The organism is Hymenobacter gummosus (assembly GCF_003970915.1).
Taxonomy (GTDB): Bacteria; Bacteroidota; Bacteroidia; order Cytophagales; family Hymenobacteraceae; genus Solirubrum; species Solirubrum gummosum.
On record NZ_RXOF01000003.1, the window covers coordinates 300,352 to 318,153 of the forward strand.

Here is a 17,802-nt window from a genome sequence, read left to right on the forward strand (position 1 = left end):
CTCCCCCTCTCCATTTTCGGAGTGGGCGCCGGGGGGTGAGGCGCACCGCTTGGGCGGCTATGCTCGGCTTAGCGTCCCTTACCGCCCAGGCCCAGGAAGCTAGCGTGTACTTTTTCCCCGGCGTCTCGCACCCGCCGCAGGTGTACCAGGGCCCGGAGGCCGACGGCTGGCAGGTGCCGCAGATAACGGAGCTGAACCGCGACCGGGCCCGGGCCACGGCCTATTCCTTCGCCTCGGAGGCTGCCGCGCTGGAAGGTAACCGCGAGAAATCCGGCCGGCTGCTGAGCCTGAACGGCCCCTGGGACTTCAGCTTCGCCCAAAAGCCGAGTGACGCGCCCAAGGACTTTCAGCGGGGCCGCGTGCAGGGCTGGAAGCAGCTCACGGTGCCCTCGAACTGGGAGATGAACGGCTACGACCTGCCCATCTACAAATCGGCCAAGTACCCTTTCCGCCCCGTCGACCCGCCCTTCGTGCCCCAGGACTACAATGGCGTGGGCTCGTACCAGCGCAGCTTCTCGGTGCCGGCCGATTGGCGCGGCATGAACGTGACCCTGCACTTCGGCGGGGTCAGCTCGGCGTTTAAGGTGTGGGTGAATGGCAAGTTTCTGGGCTACGCCGAGGACAGCTGCCTGCCCTCGGAGTTCAACGTGACGCCCTACCTGCAGGCCGGCGAAAACACGGTGTCGGTGCAGGTCATGCGCTGGTCGGATGGCTCTTACCTGGAAGACCAGGACCACTGGCGCCTCTCGGGCATCTACCGCGAAGTGCTGCTGCTGGCCGAGCCCAAGCTCCGCCTGGCCGACTTCCACTGGCAGGCCAAGCTCGACAAGCAGTACCAGGACGCGACGTTGAGCATCCGGCCCCGCCTGGAAAACTTCACCGGTGACAACGACCTGAAGGGCTACGAAGTCAAGGCCCAGCTCTACGACCGGGCGGGCAAGCCGGTGCTGGCCCAGCCCCTGCAGCGCACCGCCGAAAGCATCATCAACGAGCCCTACCCGCGCCTGGATAACGCCAAGTTCGGACTGCTGGAAGCCAAGATTCCGAACCCGCTGAAGTGGAGCGACGAGGCGCCCAACCTCTACACCCTGGTCTTGACCTTGACCGATAAGGCGGGCGCGGTGCTGGAAAGCAAGAGCTGCAAGGTGGGCTTCCGGGCCATCGAGTTCGACAAGCAGACGGGCAAGCTGCTGATTAACGGCAAGCTTACCTACCTCTACGGCGTCAACCGCCACGACCACCACCCGACCAAGGGCATGGCCGTGAGCCGCGAAGACATCCGCAAGGATGTGGCGACGCTCAAGCAGTTCAACTTCAACTGCATCCGCACCTCGCACTACCCCAACGACCCGTACTTCTACGACCTCTGCGACGAGTACGGCATCCTGGTGATGGACGAGGCCAACCTGGAAACCCATGGCCTGGGCGCCAAGCTCAGCAACGACCCGGCCTGGACCACCGCCTACCAGGAGCGCAGCATGCGCATGGCCCTGCGCGACAAAAACCACCCCTCGGTGGTGTTCTGGAGCCTGGGCAATGAATCCGGCCGGGGGCCCAACCACGCCGCTATGGGCGCCTGGCTGCACGATTTCGACATCACCCGCCCGCTGCACTACGAGCCGGCCCAGGGCGACCCGCACCTCGACGGCTACATCAGCCCCTCCGACCCGGGCTACCCGAAAAATCACGCCTACCGCATCCAGGTGCCGCGCGACCAGGCCTACGTGGACATGGTCAGCCGCATGTACCCCGGCATCTTCACCGCCGAATTGCTGGCGAATCAGCAAAATGGTGACAACCGGCCCATCTTCTTCTGCGAGTACGCCCACTCCATGGGCAACGCCACCGGCAACATCAAGGAGTTCTGGGACGCTTGGCGCGCCACCAAGCGCATCATCGGCGGCTGCATCTGGGAGTACCGCGACCAGGGCCTTTTGAAGCGCGACTCCGTGGGCACGGCCTACTACGCCTACGGCGGCGACTTCCAGGAGAAGTACTACGACGACTTCACCATCAAGGGCATTGCCGACTCGGAGGGCAATCCGAAAGCGGCCCTCTACGAGTGCAAGCGGGTGAACCAGCCGCTGGAAACCACCCTGGCCGACGCCGCGCAGGCGCTGGTGAAGGTGCAGAACCGCCACGCCAGCAAGTCGGCCGCCGACTACCAGCTGACGCTGACCCTGCGCGAAGACGGCCGCGTGGTGGCTACCAAGCCCCTGCCCCGCCTGCGCCTGGCCGCCCAGCGCGACACCGTCATCAGCCTGCGGCCCTACCTGCCCAAGCTCAAAGCCGGCGCCGAGTACCTGGCTACTGTTTCGTTCACCCTGCCCGAAGCTACCATGTGGGCGCCGAAGGGCCACGAAGTAGCCGCCAACCAGCTGGCCCTGACCGGCCTGGCCCAGCCTGCAAAATCCGCCAAGAGCTTCCCGGCCGTGGCCGTACGCGACGACGCTAAAGCTTATACCATCAGCGGCAAGGGCTTCGCGGTAAGCATCGATAAGGCCACCGGCGCGCTGACCAGCTACCAGCAGAACGGCGCTGAGCAGCTGGCCGCCCCGCTGCTGCCCCACTTCACCCGCCCGCTCACCGACAACGACCGGCGCGGCTGGAAGGCCCCCAAAAAGCTGAAACCGTGGTTTGAGGCCCAGCCCAAGCTCGAAAGCCTGACCCTGGATAAATCTGCCGGCCTGGCCAGCCTCACCAGCACCTACAGCCTCATCGACGCCACCACCAAAGTGCGCGTAACCTACACGGTAAACGGGGCCGGGGTGCTGAAAGTGGACTACACCCTGACGCCCACTGCCGGCCTGCCCAACCTGCCCCGCGTGGGCCTAAAGGGCGGCATCCGGCGCAGCTACGACCAGCTCAGCTACTACGGCCGCGGCCCCTGGGAAAACTACCTGGACCGCCGCTACGGCATCGACGCGGGTATCTACAGCCACGCCCTGCCCACGGCCGCCGACTCCTACGTGGTGCCCCAGGAATTCGGCACCCGCACCGATATCCGCTGGCTGCAGCTGGCCGATAAGCAGGGCCGGGGCCTGCTGGTAGTGGCCGATTCGCTGTTGAGCATGACGGCTCTGCCCTTCACCGAGCAGAACATCCAGACCGCCCGCCACACGAACCGCCTCAAGGACGCCGGCTTCATCGCGCTGAACCTCGACCTGGCCCAGATGGGCGTGGGCGGCAACACCAGCTGGGACGACCAGGCCGCCCCGCTGCCGCAGCACCAGCTGCCCGCCAAACCCTACCGCTACAGCTTCTACCTGCTGCCGGTGGACGGCAAGAAAAAGCCCGGCGAACTGGCCCGCCGCATCCAGTTCCCTACGCCGACTGCCCGGCCGACCACCATGCCGCCCGCGGGAGCAACTGGCTCCCTGCGCTGAGTTCCTACAATTCATTTCATCAAAGCCGCTGAATCCTGCGTCTGGCCCACCTCCCCATTTTCGGAGAGGGGGCCGGGGGGTGAGGCGCAACGTCAGCACGCGAGATGCTTCGGCTGCGCCTTTGCATGACGTTCTGTATTGACTTCAACCGCTCGGAAATAACCCGTCCTCAATGTCCGCCGACCACATTCACCTGAAAGGCATTACCTGGAACCACAGCCGCGGCTTCGTGCCCATGGCCGCCACCGCGCAGCGCTTCTCGGAGCTGCACCCCCACGTGAGCATCACCTGGGAAAAGCGCAGCCTGCAGCAGTTTGCCGACGAGTCCATTCAGCAGCTGGCCGAGCGGTTCGACCTGCTGGTCATCGACCACCCCTGGGCCGGCTTCGCGGCCCGCACCGGCTCCATTCTGCCCCTCGACGAGCACCTGCCCGCCGCCTTTCTGGCCGATCAGCAGCAGAACACCGTGGGCCACTCCTACGAAAGCTACAGCTTCAGCGGGCACCAGTGGGCCCTGCCCATCGACGCGGCCACGCCCGTAGCCGCCAGCCGCCCGGACTTGCTGGCGAAACACGGATTAGCCGTTCCGCAGACGTTTGACGAGCTGCTGCAGCTGGCCGACCGGGGCCTGGTGGCCTTCGCGCTGATTCCCATCGACACGCTGATGAGCTTCTACATGTTCTGCTGCTCGCTGGGCGAAGACCCCTGCCAGCGCGAGGACGAAGTGGTGAGCGAAGCCGTGGGCGTGCGGGCCCTGCAGATGTTCCGCGAGCTGGCCCGCAAAGTCGATCCGGCCTGCTTCCAGCGCAACCCCATCCAGGTGTACGAGGCCATGACGCAGACCGACTCTCTGGCCTACTGCCCCTTCGCCTACGGCTACAGCAACTACGCCCGCCGCGGCTACGCCCGCCAGCTGCTGCACTTCCACGACCTGGTGAGCCTGCAGCCCGGCGGCCCCGGCATGCGCAGCACCCTCGGCGGCACCGGCCTGGCTATTTCGGCCCAGTGCCAGCACGTGGAAGTGGCCGCTCAATACGCCGAGTTCGTGGCCTCGCCTGCCTGCCAGCAGACCCTATACTTCGACAACGGCGGGCAGCCCGGCCACCTCGCCGCCTGGCAGGATGCGCACACCAACGAGCAGAGCCACGACTACTTCCGCGCCACCCTGCCCACCCTGCAGCGCGCTTTCCTGCGCCCGCGCTACCACGGCCACATGTTTTTCCAGGACCACGCCGGCGAGCCGGTGCGCCAGTACCTAATGCACGGCGGCGACGAGCGGGCCCTGCTGCAACAGCTGAACCAGCTCTACCGCGAGTCGCGGCAGATGCAGGCAGCTGATGCCACAGCCACCGAAGCCGCTGCGCAACGCTAACAGAACCACCTAAAAAGAACGTCATGCTAAGCCCCGCGAAGCACCTCTACCGCTTTGCCTGAACGGAAAAAGAAGAGCCTCATGTCGAGCTTGTCGAGACATCTCGCGTGCTGACGTCCGATAGTAGACTCCACACCAGAACAATACTCCCAGGCGTCAGCACGCGAGATGTCTCGACAAGCTCGACATGACGACCTAGCGAAGACCGAATACACTCCTATGTCACTTCCCCTGGAAGGTCTGCTAGTCATCGAGTTCAGCCAGTTTCTGGCCGCGCCCTCGGCGGGCCTGCGCCTGGCCGACCTCGGCGCCCGCGTCATCAAGATCGAGCGGCCGGGCGCGGGCGAGGCAGGTCGGCAGATTGCCATCAAGAACCTGTTCGTCGACGGCAGCAGCCTGGTGTTTCACACCATCAACCGCCACAAGGAATCCTACGCGGCCGACCTGAAAAACCCCGAGGACCTGGCCCGCGTGAAGCAGCTGCTGGCCCAAGCCGACATCATGACCCACAACTTCCGGCCGGGCATCATGGAGAAAATCGGGCTGGACTACGACGCCGTGCGCGCCCTGAACCCGCGCATTGTGTACGGCGTGGTGACGGGCTACGGCCCGACGGGCCCCTGGGCCACCAAGCCGGGGCAGGATCTGCTGGTGCAGTCCATGTCGGGCCTGACGTGGCTGAGCGGCACCGCCCAGGACGGCCCCACGCCCTTCGGCATTGCCGTGGCCGACATCATCTGCGGCTCGCACTTCGCCCAGGGGCTGCTGGCCGGCCTGCTGAAGCGCGGCAAGACGGGCCGCAGCGTGCTGGTGGAAGCCAGCCTGCTGGAGTCGGTGCTGGATATGCAGTTTGAGCTGCTGACCACCCACTTCAACGACGGCGGGCAGCTGCCCCGGCGCGGGGCCGTGCGCGGCACCGCCCACCCCTACCTGAGCGCGCCCTACGGCATCTACCCCACCCAGGACGGCTACCTGGCCCTGGCCATGGGCAACCTGCCCCAGCTCGACGCGACGCTCGGCTGCGGCATCCTCGAAGCCTATCCAGAGCCAGCTTCCTGGTTTGAGTTCCGCGACGCCATTGCCGAAAAGCTAACCGCTGCCCTGCGCGAGAAGCCCACGCAGGAGTGGCTGACCGCGCTGGAGCCGCTGGGTATCTGGTGCGCCGAGGTGCTGAATTACCAGCAGGCTACCAGCAGCCCCGGCTTCCAGGCCCTGGGCATGCGGCAGCGGGTGACCTTGCCCGACGGCCAGCAACTGGCCACCACCCGCTGCCCCATCCGCATCGACGGCCAGAAGCTGTACTCACCCCAGGCTGCCCCGCGCCCCGGCCAGCACACGGCCGAAATCAACGCAGAATTTCACCTGACCAGCCACTAATTCACCGTCTCAGAACGCCCCCACAAAAGGCCTCCCGCGGTCATCAGGCTCCCCCTCTCCTTTTTGGAGAGGGGGCCGGGGGGTGAGGCGCCACGTCAGCACGTTCTAAAGCAAACTCCCCATGAAGCCGCTCGAAGACTACTTAGTGGTTGATTTCAGCCAGTTCCTCTCTGGCCCCTCGGCCGCCCTGCGCCTGGCCGATTTCGGGGCGCGGGTCATCAAGATTGAGCGGCCGGAGACGGGCGACATCTGCCGGCACCTGTACACCTCCAACGTCATCATGAACGGGGAGTCGTCGGTGTTTCACGCCATCAACCGCAACAAGGAAAGCTTCGCCGCCGACCTCAAAAACGACGCCGACCGCGCCCGGGTGTGGGAGTTGGTGCGCCGCGCCGACGTGGTGATGCACAACTACCGCCCCGGCGTGATGGAGCGCCTGGGCTTCGACTACGACTCAGTACGGGCCCAGAACCCCACGGTGGTCTACGGCGAAATTTCCGGCTACGGCCCCGACGGCCCCTGGCGCGACAAGCCCGGCCAGGACTTGCTGTTGCAGTCCGTCTCGGGCCTGACCTGGCTGAGCGGCAACGAGGGCAGCGGTCCGGTACCCATGGGCCTGTCCATCGTGGATATGCTGGCCGGGGCGCACCTGGCGCAGGGGCTGCTGGCCTGCCTGCTGCGGCGCAGCCTGCGCGGCGAGGGAGGTTTGGTGCAGGTGAGCATGCTCGAATCGGCCATTGATTTCCAGTTCGAGACGCTGACCACCTTTTTCAACGACGGCGGGCAGCTACCCCAGCGCACCCGCCACAACAGCGCCCACGCCTACCTCGGCGCACCCTACGGCATCTACCAGACCCAGAACGGCTACCTGGCCCTGGCCATGGGCTCTATTCCGAAGCTGGGCGAACTGCTCGGCTGCCCGGCCCTGCTGAATTATCCCGAGCCGAAGCAGGCCTTCGAGCAGCGCGACGACATCAAAGCCACCCTGGCCCAGCACCTGCGCACCGCTACTACCGAAGCCTGGCTGGCCGTGCTCGAACCGGCCGACATCTGGTGCGCCAATGTGCTGACCTGGGATAAGCTGCTGCAGCACGAAGGCTTCCGCGGCCTCGATATGGTACAGACCGTGCAGATGACCGACGGCTACCAGTACCAGACCACCCGCTGCCCCATCCGCCTCGACGGCGAGCTGCTGACTTCGCCCATTGGCTCCCCGCAGCTGGGTCAGGACAACGCCCGCCTGCAGCGGGAATTTATGACCACCAACGCCCGCCAAGATGCCTGAGCAACAGCCTTTCCGCGTGGCGGTGCGCAAGTTCGCACCCTTCGAAGCCCATCTGCAGAAGCTCTGGGCGGCCTACTGCGCCCACTCCGGCTGCACGCTGCCCGCCGAGTTCGTGCCCATGGACCTGCACCCGCTGCACCAGAGCCTGCTGACGGATAAGGGCCTAGCAACCGGCGCCTGGGACCTGGCCCACATCAACACCGACTGGCTGCCCGAAGCCCAGGCCGCCGGCGCGTTGCTGGATCTTGCCTCGCTCATCCAGCAGAACCCGCCGGCCGATTTTCCGCAGGGCTGGAGCCCGTCATTGCGCCAGATGCAGCAGTACGGCGCCACTACGCTGGGTCTGCCCTTCCACGACGGCCCGGAGTGCCTGATTTACCGCCGGGACCTGTTCGACAGCCCCGAGGAACAAACTGCTTTTCAGCAGCAGCACGGCCGCCCCTTGCAGCCGCCCGCCACCTGGGCCGAGCTGCAGGAAGTAGCCCGCTTCTTCCACCGCCCCGCGCAAAACCTCTACGGCTTCGTCGCCGCTGGCTACCCCGACGGGCACAACACCGTCTTCGACTTCTGCCTGCACCTCTGGACCCGCGGCGGCCGGTTGCTCGATGAGCAGGGCCGCGTACACATCGACTCCGAGGCGGCGCGGGAAGGGCTGTCGTTTTACCGCCAGCTGCTGCGCGACGCGGGCGCCATCCACCCGCAGTCCATGCAGTACGAGTCGGTGCAGGCGGGGCAGGCTTTTGCCCGGGGCGAGGCGGCGCTGATGATCAACTGGTTTGGCTTCGCGGCCGTGTGCGAGGTGGACGACGCCTGCCCGGTGCGCGGCAAAGTGGATATTACCGCCGTGCCGCGGGGCGAAGGGCCGCTGGGCCGCTCCGCCTCGCTGAACGTGTACTGGCTGTACGCCATAGCCGCCGGCAGCCGGCATCAGCAACTGGCCTACGACTTCATCCGCTTCGCCGTCAACCAGGAAAACGACAAGCGGCTGACGCTGGAAGGCGGCATCGGCTGCCGGCTTTCCACCTGGCACGACGCGGGCATCAACGCGCAGGTGCCCTACTACCACAAGCTGGCCGCGCTGCACGAGCAGGCTGAGACGCTGCCCGCCAAGGCTAATTGGGCGCAGCTGGCCTCGGTCATCGACGAAGTGGTCCTGCAAGCCATCAATACCGAAGAGCCGGTAGCCGGGCTGCTGGCTGCCGGCCAAGCCAACATCAACGCCCTGGAAAACACCCTGGACCATGTTTAGCATAGCCGACACCCCGATTCCCTACCAGCCCCAGCGGCCCGCCCGCCCGCTGCCCATCGTCATCATCGGCGCCGGCGGCATCGTGGGCGACGCGCATTTGCCGGCCTACCGCAAGGCGGGTTTTGAGGTCGTGGGCATCACCAACCGCACCCGCGCCCGGGCCTCAACGCTGGCCGCCGAGTGGAACATCCCGCACGTCTACGACTCGGTAGCCGAGGCCGTGCGGCACGCCCCCGCCGACGCGGTGTACGACGTGACCATCATGCCCGAGCAGTTCGTGGCCACCCTGGAGCAGCTGCCCGACGGCGCGGCGGTGCTCATCCAGAAGCCCATGGGTGACTATTTCTGGCAGAGTCAGGAAATTCTGGCGGTCTGCCGCCGCAAAAACCTGGTGGCCGCCATCAACTGCCAGCTGCGCTTCGCGCCCTACGTGGCCGCCGCCCGGCACATGCTCGCGCAGGGGCTCATCGGCGAGCTGTACGATCTGGAAGTGCGCGTGACCCTGGAGACGCCTTGGGAGTTGTTTCCGCACGTGATGGTGCACCCGCGCCTGGAAATTCAGTACCACAGCATCCACTACATCGACCTCGTCCGCTCCTTTCTCGGGGAGCCCAGACGCGTCATGGCCAAGACGCTGCGGCACCCGGCCAAGGCGCTGTCATCATCGCGCTCCACCATCCTGTTCGACTACGGCGACACCGTGCACGCGGTCATCAACACCAACCACGACCACTCCTTCGGGCCGCACAACCAGGAAAGCTTCATCAAGTGGGAAGGTACCAAGGGCGCCATCAAAGCCCGCATGGGCCTGCTCATGGACTACCCCCACGGCGTGCCCGACAAGTTTGAGTACTGCCTCGTGCGCGAGAATGAAGCCCCAACCTGGCACACGGTAGCGCTGGAAGGCTCCTGGTTCCCGGACGCTTTTATGGGCACGATGGGCACGCTGATGCAATTCAAGAATGGTGAAACCAGCGTGCTGCCAACCAGCGTGGAGGACGTCATCAAGACCATGGCCGTGGTAGAGGCGGCGTACGCGTCGAGCGACGGGCAGGCGGGCACCCCGAACGCAACGGCGCCCGCCGCCGCGGCAATTACCGGCGAAAAGCGGTAGAGAGCAGGAGACTTGCCCGACTTTACGGCTGCATCTTACCCGCTCAACAACCTTTCAACCCCACTTAGCAACTCCCTGCCAACCCGAGCCGGTAGCAGTTAAAGCGGCCCGCACCGCTTTGACTGCGCTGCGTCATCAGGCTCCCCCTCTCCACGGGAGAGGGGGCCGGGGGGTGAGGCCACTCCGCATGTACTTCAAATCCACCTTCTTCGAAGACTACACCCTTGGCGACAAGCGCGTGACGCTGGGCCGCACGCTCACCGAAACCGACTTCGTGGTCCACGCCGGGCACACGGGCGACTTTTTTCCCCACCACCTCGACGCGGAGTGGTGCAAAACCCAGCCCTTCGGCCAGCGCATTGCCCACGGCACCATGGTGTTCAGCATCGGCATCGGGCTGACGGCCTCGGAAATCAACCCCGAGGCCTTTTCCAAGGGCTACGACCGGCTGCGCTTCATCAAGCCCGTGTTCATCGGCAACACCATCCGCTCGGAAGTCACGATTTCGGAGAAAACCGAGGGCAAGAAGCCGGGCTACGGCCAGGTGACCGAGCACGTGGAAATATTCAACGAGCAGGGCGAAGTGGTGCTGGCCTGCGACCATCTGCTGGTGGTGAAGCTGCGGCCGGTCTAAGCGCCTATTTGCCCGTCATGTCGAGCGAAGCCGAGACATCTCGCTCGATAGTAATTCCCTCGTTGAACTGTTGAGTTACTATCTGACGTCAGCACGCGAGATGTCTCGGCTTCGCTCGACATGACGGCCTGAAGTCCGTTCCAAACCCAACTCTGCCCCCACTCAAACCCGCCCCTGCCCGATGGCCCTTGCCCCCGCTCCCACCCCGCCGCCGGTTGCCACCGGCCCTGCCGCCAGCGCCCGCACCTACTTGCTCCCGTTCATCCTGGTGGTGGGCGTGTTTTTCCTCTGGGGCATGGCGCACAGCCTGGATTCCATCCTGATTCCGCACCTGCAGAAAGCCTGTCAGCTCAACAACCGGCAGTCGACGCTGGTGGATACAGCCGTGTTCCTGGCTTACTTCCTGATGGCCATTCCGGCCGGCGTGCTGCTCAAGCGCCTGGGCTACAAGACCACCATCATCCTGGGCCTCTTGGCCTTTGCGGGCGGGGCCTTCCTGTTCATTCCGGCCGCCGATGCCCGCTCCTACGGCCTGTTCCTGACGGCCCTGTTCATCATCGGCTGCGGGCTGACCACGCTGGAAACGGCCGCCAACCCCTACGCCGCCGTGCTCGGTCCGCCCGAAGGCAGCACCAGCCGCCTGAACCTGGCCGCCTCGTTCAACGGGCTGGCCGTGTTCGTGGCCCCGATCATCGGCGCCAACATGATCCTCTCAGGTACGGAATACAGCAAGGCGCAGCTGGCGGCCATGCCCGCGGCCGAGCGCATTGCCTACCTCAACCACGAAGCCGCCGCCGTGAAGCTGCCCTACCTGGTGCTGGGCGCGGTGCTGGTGGCCGTGGCGGTGCTGTTCTTTTTCAGCCGGCTGCCCGAAGTGAAGGCCGCCGAAGCCGAGCCCTCGGAGGGCGGGGGGTTCTTCGCGGTGCTGCGGCACCGGCACCTGGCCTGGGCCGTGGTAGCGCAGTTTTTCTATGTGGGGGCGCAGGTGTGCGTGACGAGCTTCTTTATCCGCATGGCCAAGCAGGGCGCGGGCGTGGATGAGAAAACGGCCGGTTACTACCTGGCCGTGTACGGGCTGCTGTTCATGCTCGGGCGCTTCGCCGGCACGGCCCTGCTCAAGTACGTGGCCTCGCAGCGGCTCTTGTCGATTTACGCCGTCGTGGCCGTGGCCTTGTGCGCGGTGGCCGTGTTCGGCGACGGAGCCTACGTCATCTACGCGCTGGGCGGCATCGGCTTTTTCATGAGCATCATGTTCCCGACCATCTTCGCCCTAGGCCTGGTCGGCCTCGGCGACGACACCAAGCCGGCGTCTTCGTGGCTGGTCATGTCCATCGTGGGTGGGGCCATCATGCCCTACCTCATGGGCACGCTCATCGATATGCGCGGCGACAATATCCAGATCGGCTACCTCATCCCGCTGGGCTGTTTCCTGGTGATTCTGCTGTTCGGCCAGTACGGCTACCGCATCCGCCACAAGCTGGTGTGATACAGCCTGCATTCATTTCGAACGTCATGCTGAGCCTGCCGAAGCATCTCTACCGCTTCGCCAGATAGTAAAATTCTCAGCCAGGTAATCTGAACCGAGCCCAACGAAGCGGTAGAGATGCTTCGACAAGCTCAGCATGACGTGCTAGCAAAACGCATACAAAACCATGCTCCACCGGCGCACTCTTCCCCTGTCCCTGCTGACCCTGGCGCTGCCCGCCCTGAGCTGGCTGCTGCCGGTACCGGCCTGGGCGCAGTCCGGGGCGCCGCCTACCGCGGCAAACTTGCAGGCCGCTTTCCAGAACTCACCCGACGCGGCCAAGCCCTGGGTGTTCTGGTACTGGATGAACGCGGCCGTGACGCCCGAAGGCATTACGGCCGACCTGGAAGCCATGCGGCAGGCCGGTATCGGCGGGGCCTACCTGATGCCCATCCGGGGCGCCGACGACAAGCCGCTCGTCACGCCGCCGGCTGAGCAACTCTCGCCCCGCTGGTGGCAGATGGTGCGCCACGCCATGGCGGAAGCCGACCGCCTGGGCCTGAAGCTGGCCATGCACGTCAGCGACGGATTCGCCCTGGCCGGCGGGCCCTGGATTACGCCCGAGCTGGCCATGCAGAAGGTGGTGTTCAGCGAAACCCGGCTGACCGGCGGCCGCAAGCAAAGCATCCAGCTGCCGCAGCCGGCGGCGGTGAAGGGCTACTACCGCGACATTGCCGTGTACGCCTACCCCACGCCCACCGGCGGCGGGGTATCGACCTACACCACCAAGCCCACCGTAACGAGCAGCGCCAAGGAGGGCAAGCCCGAGCGGCTGACCGTGGCCGGCAACAAGGACGGCTTCAAGCTCACCGAGCCGGGCTGGATTCAGTACGCTTTCGACAAGCCCTTCACGGCCCGCTCGCTGCGCATCCGCTCCAACGGCTATAACTACCAGGCCAACCGCCTCATCATCGAAGCCAGCCAGGATGGGCAGACTTTCCGGCCCGTGCTGCGCCTGACACCGCCGCGCAGCGGCTGGCAGGACAGCAGCGCCGTCACGCACGCGCTGCCGACCACCACGGCCCGGTTTTTCCGCTTCCGCTACGACCCGGCCGGCTCCGAGCCGGGCGGCGAAGACCTGGACGCGGCCAAGTGGAAACCCTCGCTGAAGGTGTCGGAAATCCGGCTGTCGGCGGAGGCGCGCATCAACCAGTACGAGGGCAAAAACGGGGAAGTCTGGCGCGTGAGTCCGCGCAGCACCGCCCGGCAGTTGCCCGACTCCTTGTGCGTGCCGCTGGGCAAAGTGCTCAACCTTACCGACAAGCTGGGTGCCGACGGCCGCCTGAGCTGGACGCCCCCGACCGGGCGCTGGACTATCCTGCGCGTGGGCCACACCGCCACCGGCTACACCAACTACACCGGCGGCGGGGCCCTGGGCCTGGAGTGCGACAAGTTCAACCCCGTGGCCGTGCAGCTGCAGTTCGACAGCTGGTTCGGCGAGGCCCTGCGCCAGGGCGGCCCCGAATTGGCCGGCCGGGTGCTCAAAACCCTGCACGTCGACAGCTGGGAGTGCGGCTCCCAGAACTGGTCCCAGAACTTTGCGGCCGAATTCCAGCAGCGCCGGGGTTACGACCTGCTGCCCTACCTGCCGGTGCTGGCCGGCGTGCCCCTGCAGAGCGCCGAGGTGTCGGAACGCGTCCTGTTCGACGTGCGCCAGACCATTGCCGAGCTGGTCAATGACAAGTTTTACGTGACGCTGGCGGCCGCCGCCAAGGCCAAGGGCGTGAGCTTTTCGGCCGAAGCCATTGCCCCCACCATGGTCAGCGACGGGCTGCTGCACTACCAGCACGTGGATGCGCCGATGGGCGAGTTCTGGCTGCGCAGCCCCACCCACGACAAGCCCAACGACATGCTCGACGCCGTGTCGGGCGCGCACATTTACGGCAAGCAGGTGGTGCAGGCCGAGTCGTTTACCGAGCTGCGCATGGCCTGGGACGAGCACCCGGCCATGCTCAAAGCGGTGCAGGACCGCAACTACGCGCTGGGCGTCAACCGGCTGGTCTACCACGTCTTCGCCCACAACCCCTGGCTGGACCGCCAGCCGGGCATGACGCTCAACGGCGTGGGCCTGTACTTCCAGCGCGACCAGACCTGGTGGCGCCCCGGCCGCGCCTGGGTTGACTACGCCCGCCGCTGCCAGGCGCTGCTGCAGCTCGGCCGCCCGGTGGTCGATGTAGCGGTGTTCATCGGCGAGGAAACCCCGCGCCGCGCCGTGCTGCCCGAGCGCCTGACGGCCACTTTGCCCGGCATTTTTGGCCCCGCGAAGGTGCGTAGCGAGCAAAAGCGCCTGGCCAACGCCGGCGTGCCCATGCGCGAAATGCCCGAGAAAGTATCGGCCACGGCCGGCAGCTTCACCGCCGACATGCTGGTGGACCCGCTCCACGGCTACGCCTACGACTCGTTCAACCCCGACGCGCTGCTGCGCCTGGCCCGGGTGCGCAACGGCCGCATCGAGCTGCCCGGCGGGGCCAGCTACGGCCTGCTCGTCGTGCCCGGCGCCACCTCGCTCTGGCCCGACAGCACCTCCATGACGCCGGCAGTGGCCCGGAAGCTGCGGGAGCTGGTGCAGGCCGGCGCCACCGTGCTGCTCGACCGGCAGCCCGCCCGCTCCCCGGAGCTACGCAACTTCCCGCAGGCCGACCAGCAGGTGCAGCAGCTGACCGCCCAGCTTACCAGTGCAAGCGGCGCCCAGGCTTCCGCCTCGTCTGGCGCCCCTTCGGCGGTTGCGGCAACGAAACCGGGAACGGAGGCGCCCGGTCACCTGCTACGCGGCCCCTATACCGTCGACTCCTTCGAGCCGCTGGGCCTGCCGCGCGACGTGACGGCCCACTACGCCAGCGGGCAGCGCGCCCGCGGCCTGGCCTGGACGCACCGCACCGCCGAGCAGTTCGACCTCTACTTCATTTCCAACCAGCTCGACTCGGTGCAGACCGTGGAGCTGTCGTTGCGCGTGGCGGGGCGGCAGCCGGAGCTGTGGGACGCGGTAACCAGCGAAATCCGGCCGGCGCAGGACTGGACGCAGGAAAACGGCCGCACCCGCCTGCCGCTGCGCCTCGAACCCAGTGGCTCGCTGTTCGTCGTATTCCGCCAGCCGACCGCGCAGACAACGGTGCACAGCGGCCCGAACTGGCTGACCACCGCGCCTGCGCAGCCGCTCGGCGGCCCCTGGCAGGTGCAGTTCGATACTAAAGCCGGCGGCCCGGCCCAGCCCGTTCCGTTCCCGCAGCTGACCGACTGGAGCAAGCACGCTGACGCGGCCATCCGCCACTACTCCGGCACCGCTGACTACACCCAGAGCTTCCGCTACAGGGCGAAAAAACGGCCCGGCCAGCGCGTGTACCTCGAACTCGGGCAGGTAAACAACCTCGCGGAAGTCGAGCTGAACGGCCAGCCTGTCGGCACGGCCTGGACCGCCCCCTACCGCCTCGACATCACCGCCGCTGTGCGCAAGGGCGACAACCAGCTGCGCATCCGCGTGACCAACACCTGGGCCAACCGCCTCATCGGCGACGCCGCTTTGCCCTTGGAGCAGCGCCGTACCAGCCTCACCACGGCCCCCGCCCCGGCTGCCACCAAGGCGCTGTTGCCGGCCGGGCTGCTCGGGCCGGTGGTCATCAGCACGGCTACTGAAACTGATTCAAAGACCTCAAAATAGAACGTCGTGCAGAGCGCAGCGAAGCATCTCGCCGGATAGTAATTTCTACCTGGCATCAGCACGCGAGATGCTTCGCTGCGCTCTGCATGACGACTTGGTTTTCTCCGCAAACGCCATGAATTTCCCCACCCATAAGCTTCTCACCGCCGCCCTGCTCACCGGCCTGGCCGTGGCCGCCCGCCCGGCGGCGGCCCAGGACAAAGGCCTTGTCAATACCACCGCCAGCAAGCACGCCCGGCTCAGCGCGGTGGACCTGGGCGGCGTGCAGTGGCAGCCCCAAGGCTTCTGGGGGGAGCGGTTTCAGGTCTGCCGCGAGTCCATGATTCCGACCATGTGGGCCCTGTACCACGACCCGGTGCGCAACCACGCCTTCCGCAACTTTGAAATTGCGGCCGGCCTGGAGAAAGGCACGCACATGGGCCCCTCCTTCCATGACGGCGACTTTTACAAGCTGCTGGAATCGGTGGCGGCTACCTACGCCCAGACCAAGGACCCGAAGCTCGACCAGATGATGGACGAGGCCATCCGCGTCATTGCCAAGTGCCAGCGGCCCGACGGCTACCTGAACACCCAGGCCACCATTGCGGCCATCAATACGGGCCAGAGCACCGCGTTTCAGAACCGGCTGAACTTCGAGAGCTACAACCTGGGCCACCTGATGACGGCCGCCTGCGTGCACTACCGCGCCACCGGCAAGACCTCGATGCTGGACCTGGCGAAGAAGGCCACCGACTACCTCTACGCCTTTTACAAACGCTCCTCCCCCGAGCTGGCGCGCAACGCCATCTGCCCCTCGCACTACATGGGCGTGGTGGAAATGTACCGCACCACCAAAAACCCGCGCTACCTGGAGCTGGCCCGGCAGCTGATTGACATCCGCGGGCTGGCCGGCGACATCGGCACCGACGACAACCAGGACCGCCTGCCCTTCCGGCAGATGCAAAAGGCCGGCGGCCACGCCGTGCGCGCCAACTACCTCTTCGCCGGGGTGGCCGACGTGTACGCCGAAACCGGCGACGCCACCCTGCTCACGACCCTCAACAAGATGTGGGACGACGTGACCCAGCACAAAATGTACGTGACGGGCGCCTGCGGGGCTTTGTACGACGGCGTGTCGCCCGACGGCACGGCCTACAAGCCCGACACGGTGCAGAAAATCCACCAGGCCTACGGCCGCGACTACCAGCTGCCCAACCACACCGCCCACGGCGAAACCTGCGCCAACATCGGCAACGTGCTCTGGAACTGGCGCATGCTGCAGCTCACCGGCGACGCCAAGTACGCCGACGTGCTGGAAACCGCCCTCTACAACAGCGTGCTCAGCGGCATCAGCCTCGACGGCAAGAAGTTTCTCTACACCAACCCCCTGGCCTACTCCGACGCGCTGCCCTTCCACCAGCGTTGGAGCAAAGACCGCGTCGACTACATCAGCCTCTCCAACTGCTGCCCGCCCAACGTGGTGCGCACCGTGGCCGAAGTGGGCAACTACGCCTATAGCGTGTCTGACAAAGGACTGTGGCTGAACCTCTATGGCGCCAACGACCTGACCACCAAGCTCAAAGACGGCGCGGCCGTCAAGCTCCGGCAAACCACCAACTACCCTTGGGACGGCGCGGTGCAGCTAATGATCCAGGAAGCCCCGGCCGCGGCGTTTTCCGTGTTTCTGCGCGTGCCGGGCTGGGCCGAGGGCGCGAAGGTGCTGGTCAACGGCAAAGCGCAGCAAGTGGCCCTGACGCCCGGCAGCTACGCCGAAATCAACCGCAGCTGGAAAGCCGGCGACCAAGTGGAGCTGCAGCTGCCCATGCCGGCGCAGCTGGTAGAGGCCAATCCGCTGGTGGAAGAAACCCGCAACCAGGTAGCCGTGAAGCGCGGCCCCATCGTGTACTGCCTCGAAACCAAGGACTTTCCAGCGGGCCAGCCGCTCTCGGCCCTCACCATCCCGGCCGGTACCAAGCTCACGCCCAAACCCATTACCATCGAGGGCAGCCGGGTGATGAGCCTGACCGGCAAGGGGCTGCTGAGCGCCGAGGGAAAATGGTCGGGCAGCCAGCTCTACCGCCCGGTATCGGCGCGCAAGCCCACTGCCGTGCCGCTGACGCTGGTGCCCTACTACGCCTGGGGCAACCGCGGCCACGCCGACATGGAAGTGTGGATTCCGCTGAGCCGGTAACGTCTACAGTTAGAGCTAGAATTAGCTCCCCTCCT

10 protein-coding genes are annotated in these 17,802 nt (G+C 66.0%); all 10 read left to right on the forward strand.

The genetic code is table 11. From position 1 onward, the window contains the following. The first annotated feature begins 59 nt into the window (after nucleotides 1–59). The 10 genes from EJV47_RS07390 (at nucleotide 60) to EJV47_RS07435 (ending at nucleotide 17,767) form a co-directional block, all read left to right on the forward strand. Entirely contained in the window at nucleotides 60–3,386 is a 3,327-nt protein-coding gene (locus EJV47_RS07390; RefSeq protein ID WP_126692507.1) for a glycoside hydrolase family 2 TIM barrel-domain containing protein, read from the forward strand. A 172-nt stretch (nucleotides 3,387–3,558) separates the two neighbouring features. After that, the gene (locus EJV47_RS07395) at nucleotides 3,559–4,758 is read left to right on the forward strand and encodes an ABC transporter substrate-binding protein (RefSeq protein WP_126692508.1); all 1,200 of its coding nucleotides are present in this window, start codon (nucleotides 3,559–3,561) and stop codon (nucleotides 4,756–4,758) included. A gap of 219 nt (nucleotides 4,759–4,977) precedes the next feature. Next, the gene (locus EJV47_RS07400) at nucleotides 4,978–6,135 is read left to right on the forward strand and encodes a CaiB/BaiF CoA transferase family protein (RefSeq protein WP_126692509.1); all 1,158 of its coding nucleotides are present in this window, start codon (nucleotides 4,978–4,980) and stop codon (nucleotides 6,133–6,135) included. A gap of 121 nt (nucleotides 6,136–6,256) precedes the next feature. Next, nucleotides 6,257–7,420, forward strand: coding sequence for a CaiB/BaiF CoA transferase family protein (locus tag EJV47_RS07405; RefSeq protein ID WP_126692510.1), 1,164 nt, complete (start codon nucleotides 6,257–6,259; stop codon nucleotides 7,418–7,420). Beyond that, nucleotides 7,413–8,669: an extracellular solute-binding protein gene (locus EJV47_RS07410; protein WP_126692511.1), complete on the forward strand. Its 1,257-nt coding sequence runs from the start codon at nucleotides 7,413–7,415 to the stop codon at nucleotides 8,667–8,669. The genes EJV47_RS07405 and EJV47_RS07410 overlap by 8 nt, the downstream gene beginning before the upstream one ends. Continuing rightward, entirely contained in the window at nucleotides 8,662–9,783 is a 1,122-nt protein-coding gene (locus tag EJV47_RS07415) for a Gfo/Idh/MocA family protein (RefSeq protein ID WP_126692512.1), read from the forward strand. The genes EJV47_RS07410 and EJV47_RS07415 overlap by 8 nt, the downstream gene beginning before the upstream one ends. 187 nt (nucleotides 9,784–9,970) lie before the next feature. Beyond that, complete coding sequence (locus tag EJV47_RS07420; protein ID WP_126692513.1) at nucleotides 9,971–10,417, forward strand: MaoC family dehydratase; 447 nt, start codon at nucleotides 9,971–9,973, stop codon at nucleotides 10,415–10,417. A 181-nt stretch (nucleotides 10,418–10,598) separates the two neighbouring features. Then, a complete protein-coding gene (gene fucP, locus EJV47_RS07425) occupies nucleotides 10,599–11,903 on the forward strand; it encodes an L-fucose:H+ symporter permease (RefSeq protein ID WP_126692514.1) in 1,305 nt (434 codons plus the stop codon). Between the two features lie 166 nt (nucleotides 11,904–12,069). Further along, nucleotides 12,070–15,597, forward strand: a complete 3,528-nt coding sequence (locus tag EJV47_RS07430) for a glycosyl hydrolase (RefSeq protein ID WP_126692515.1) — start codon at nucleotides 12,070–12,072, stop codon at nucleotides 15,595–15,597. 115 nt (nucleotides 15,598–15,712) lie between these two features. After that, a complete protein-coding gene (locus EJV47_RS07435) occupies nucleotides 15,713–17,767 on the forward strand; it encodes an aceric acid hydrolase (RefSeq protein WP_126692516.1) in 2,055 nt (684 codons plus the stop codon). Nucleotides 17,768–17,802: the final 35 nt, after the last annotated feature.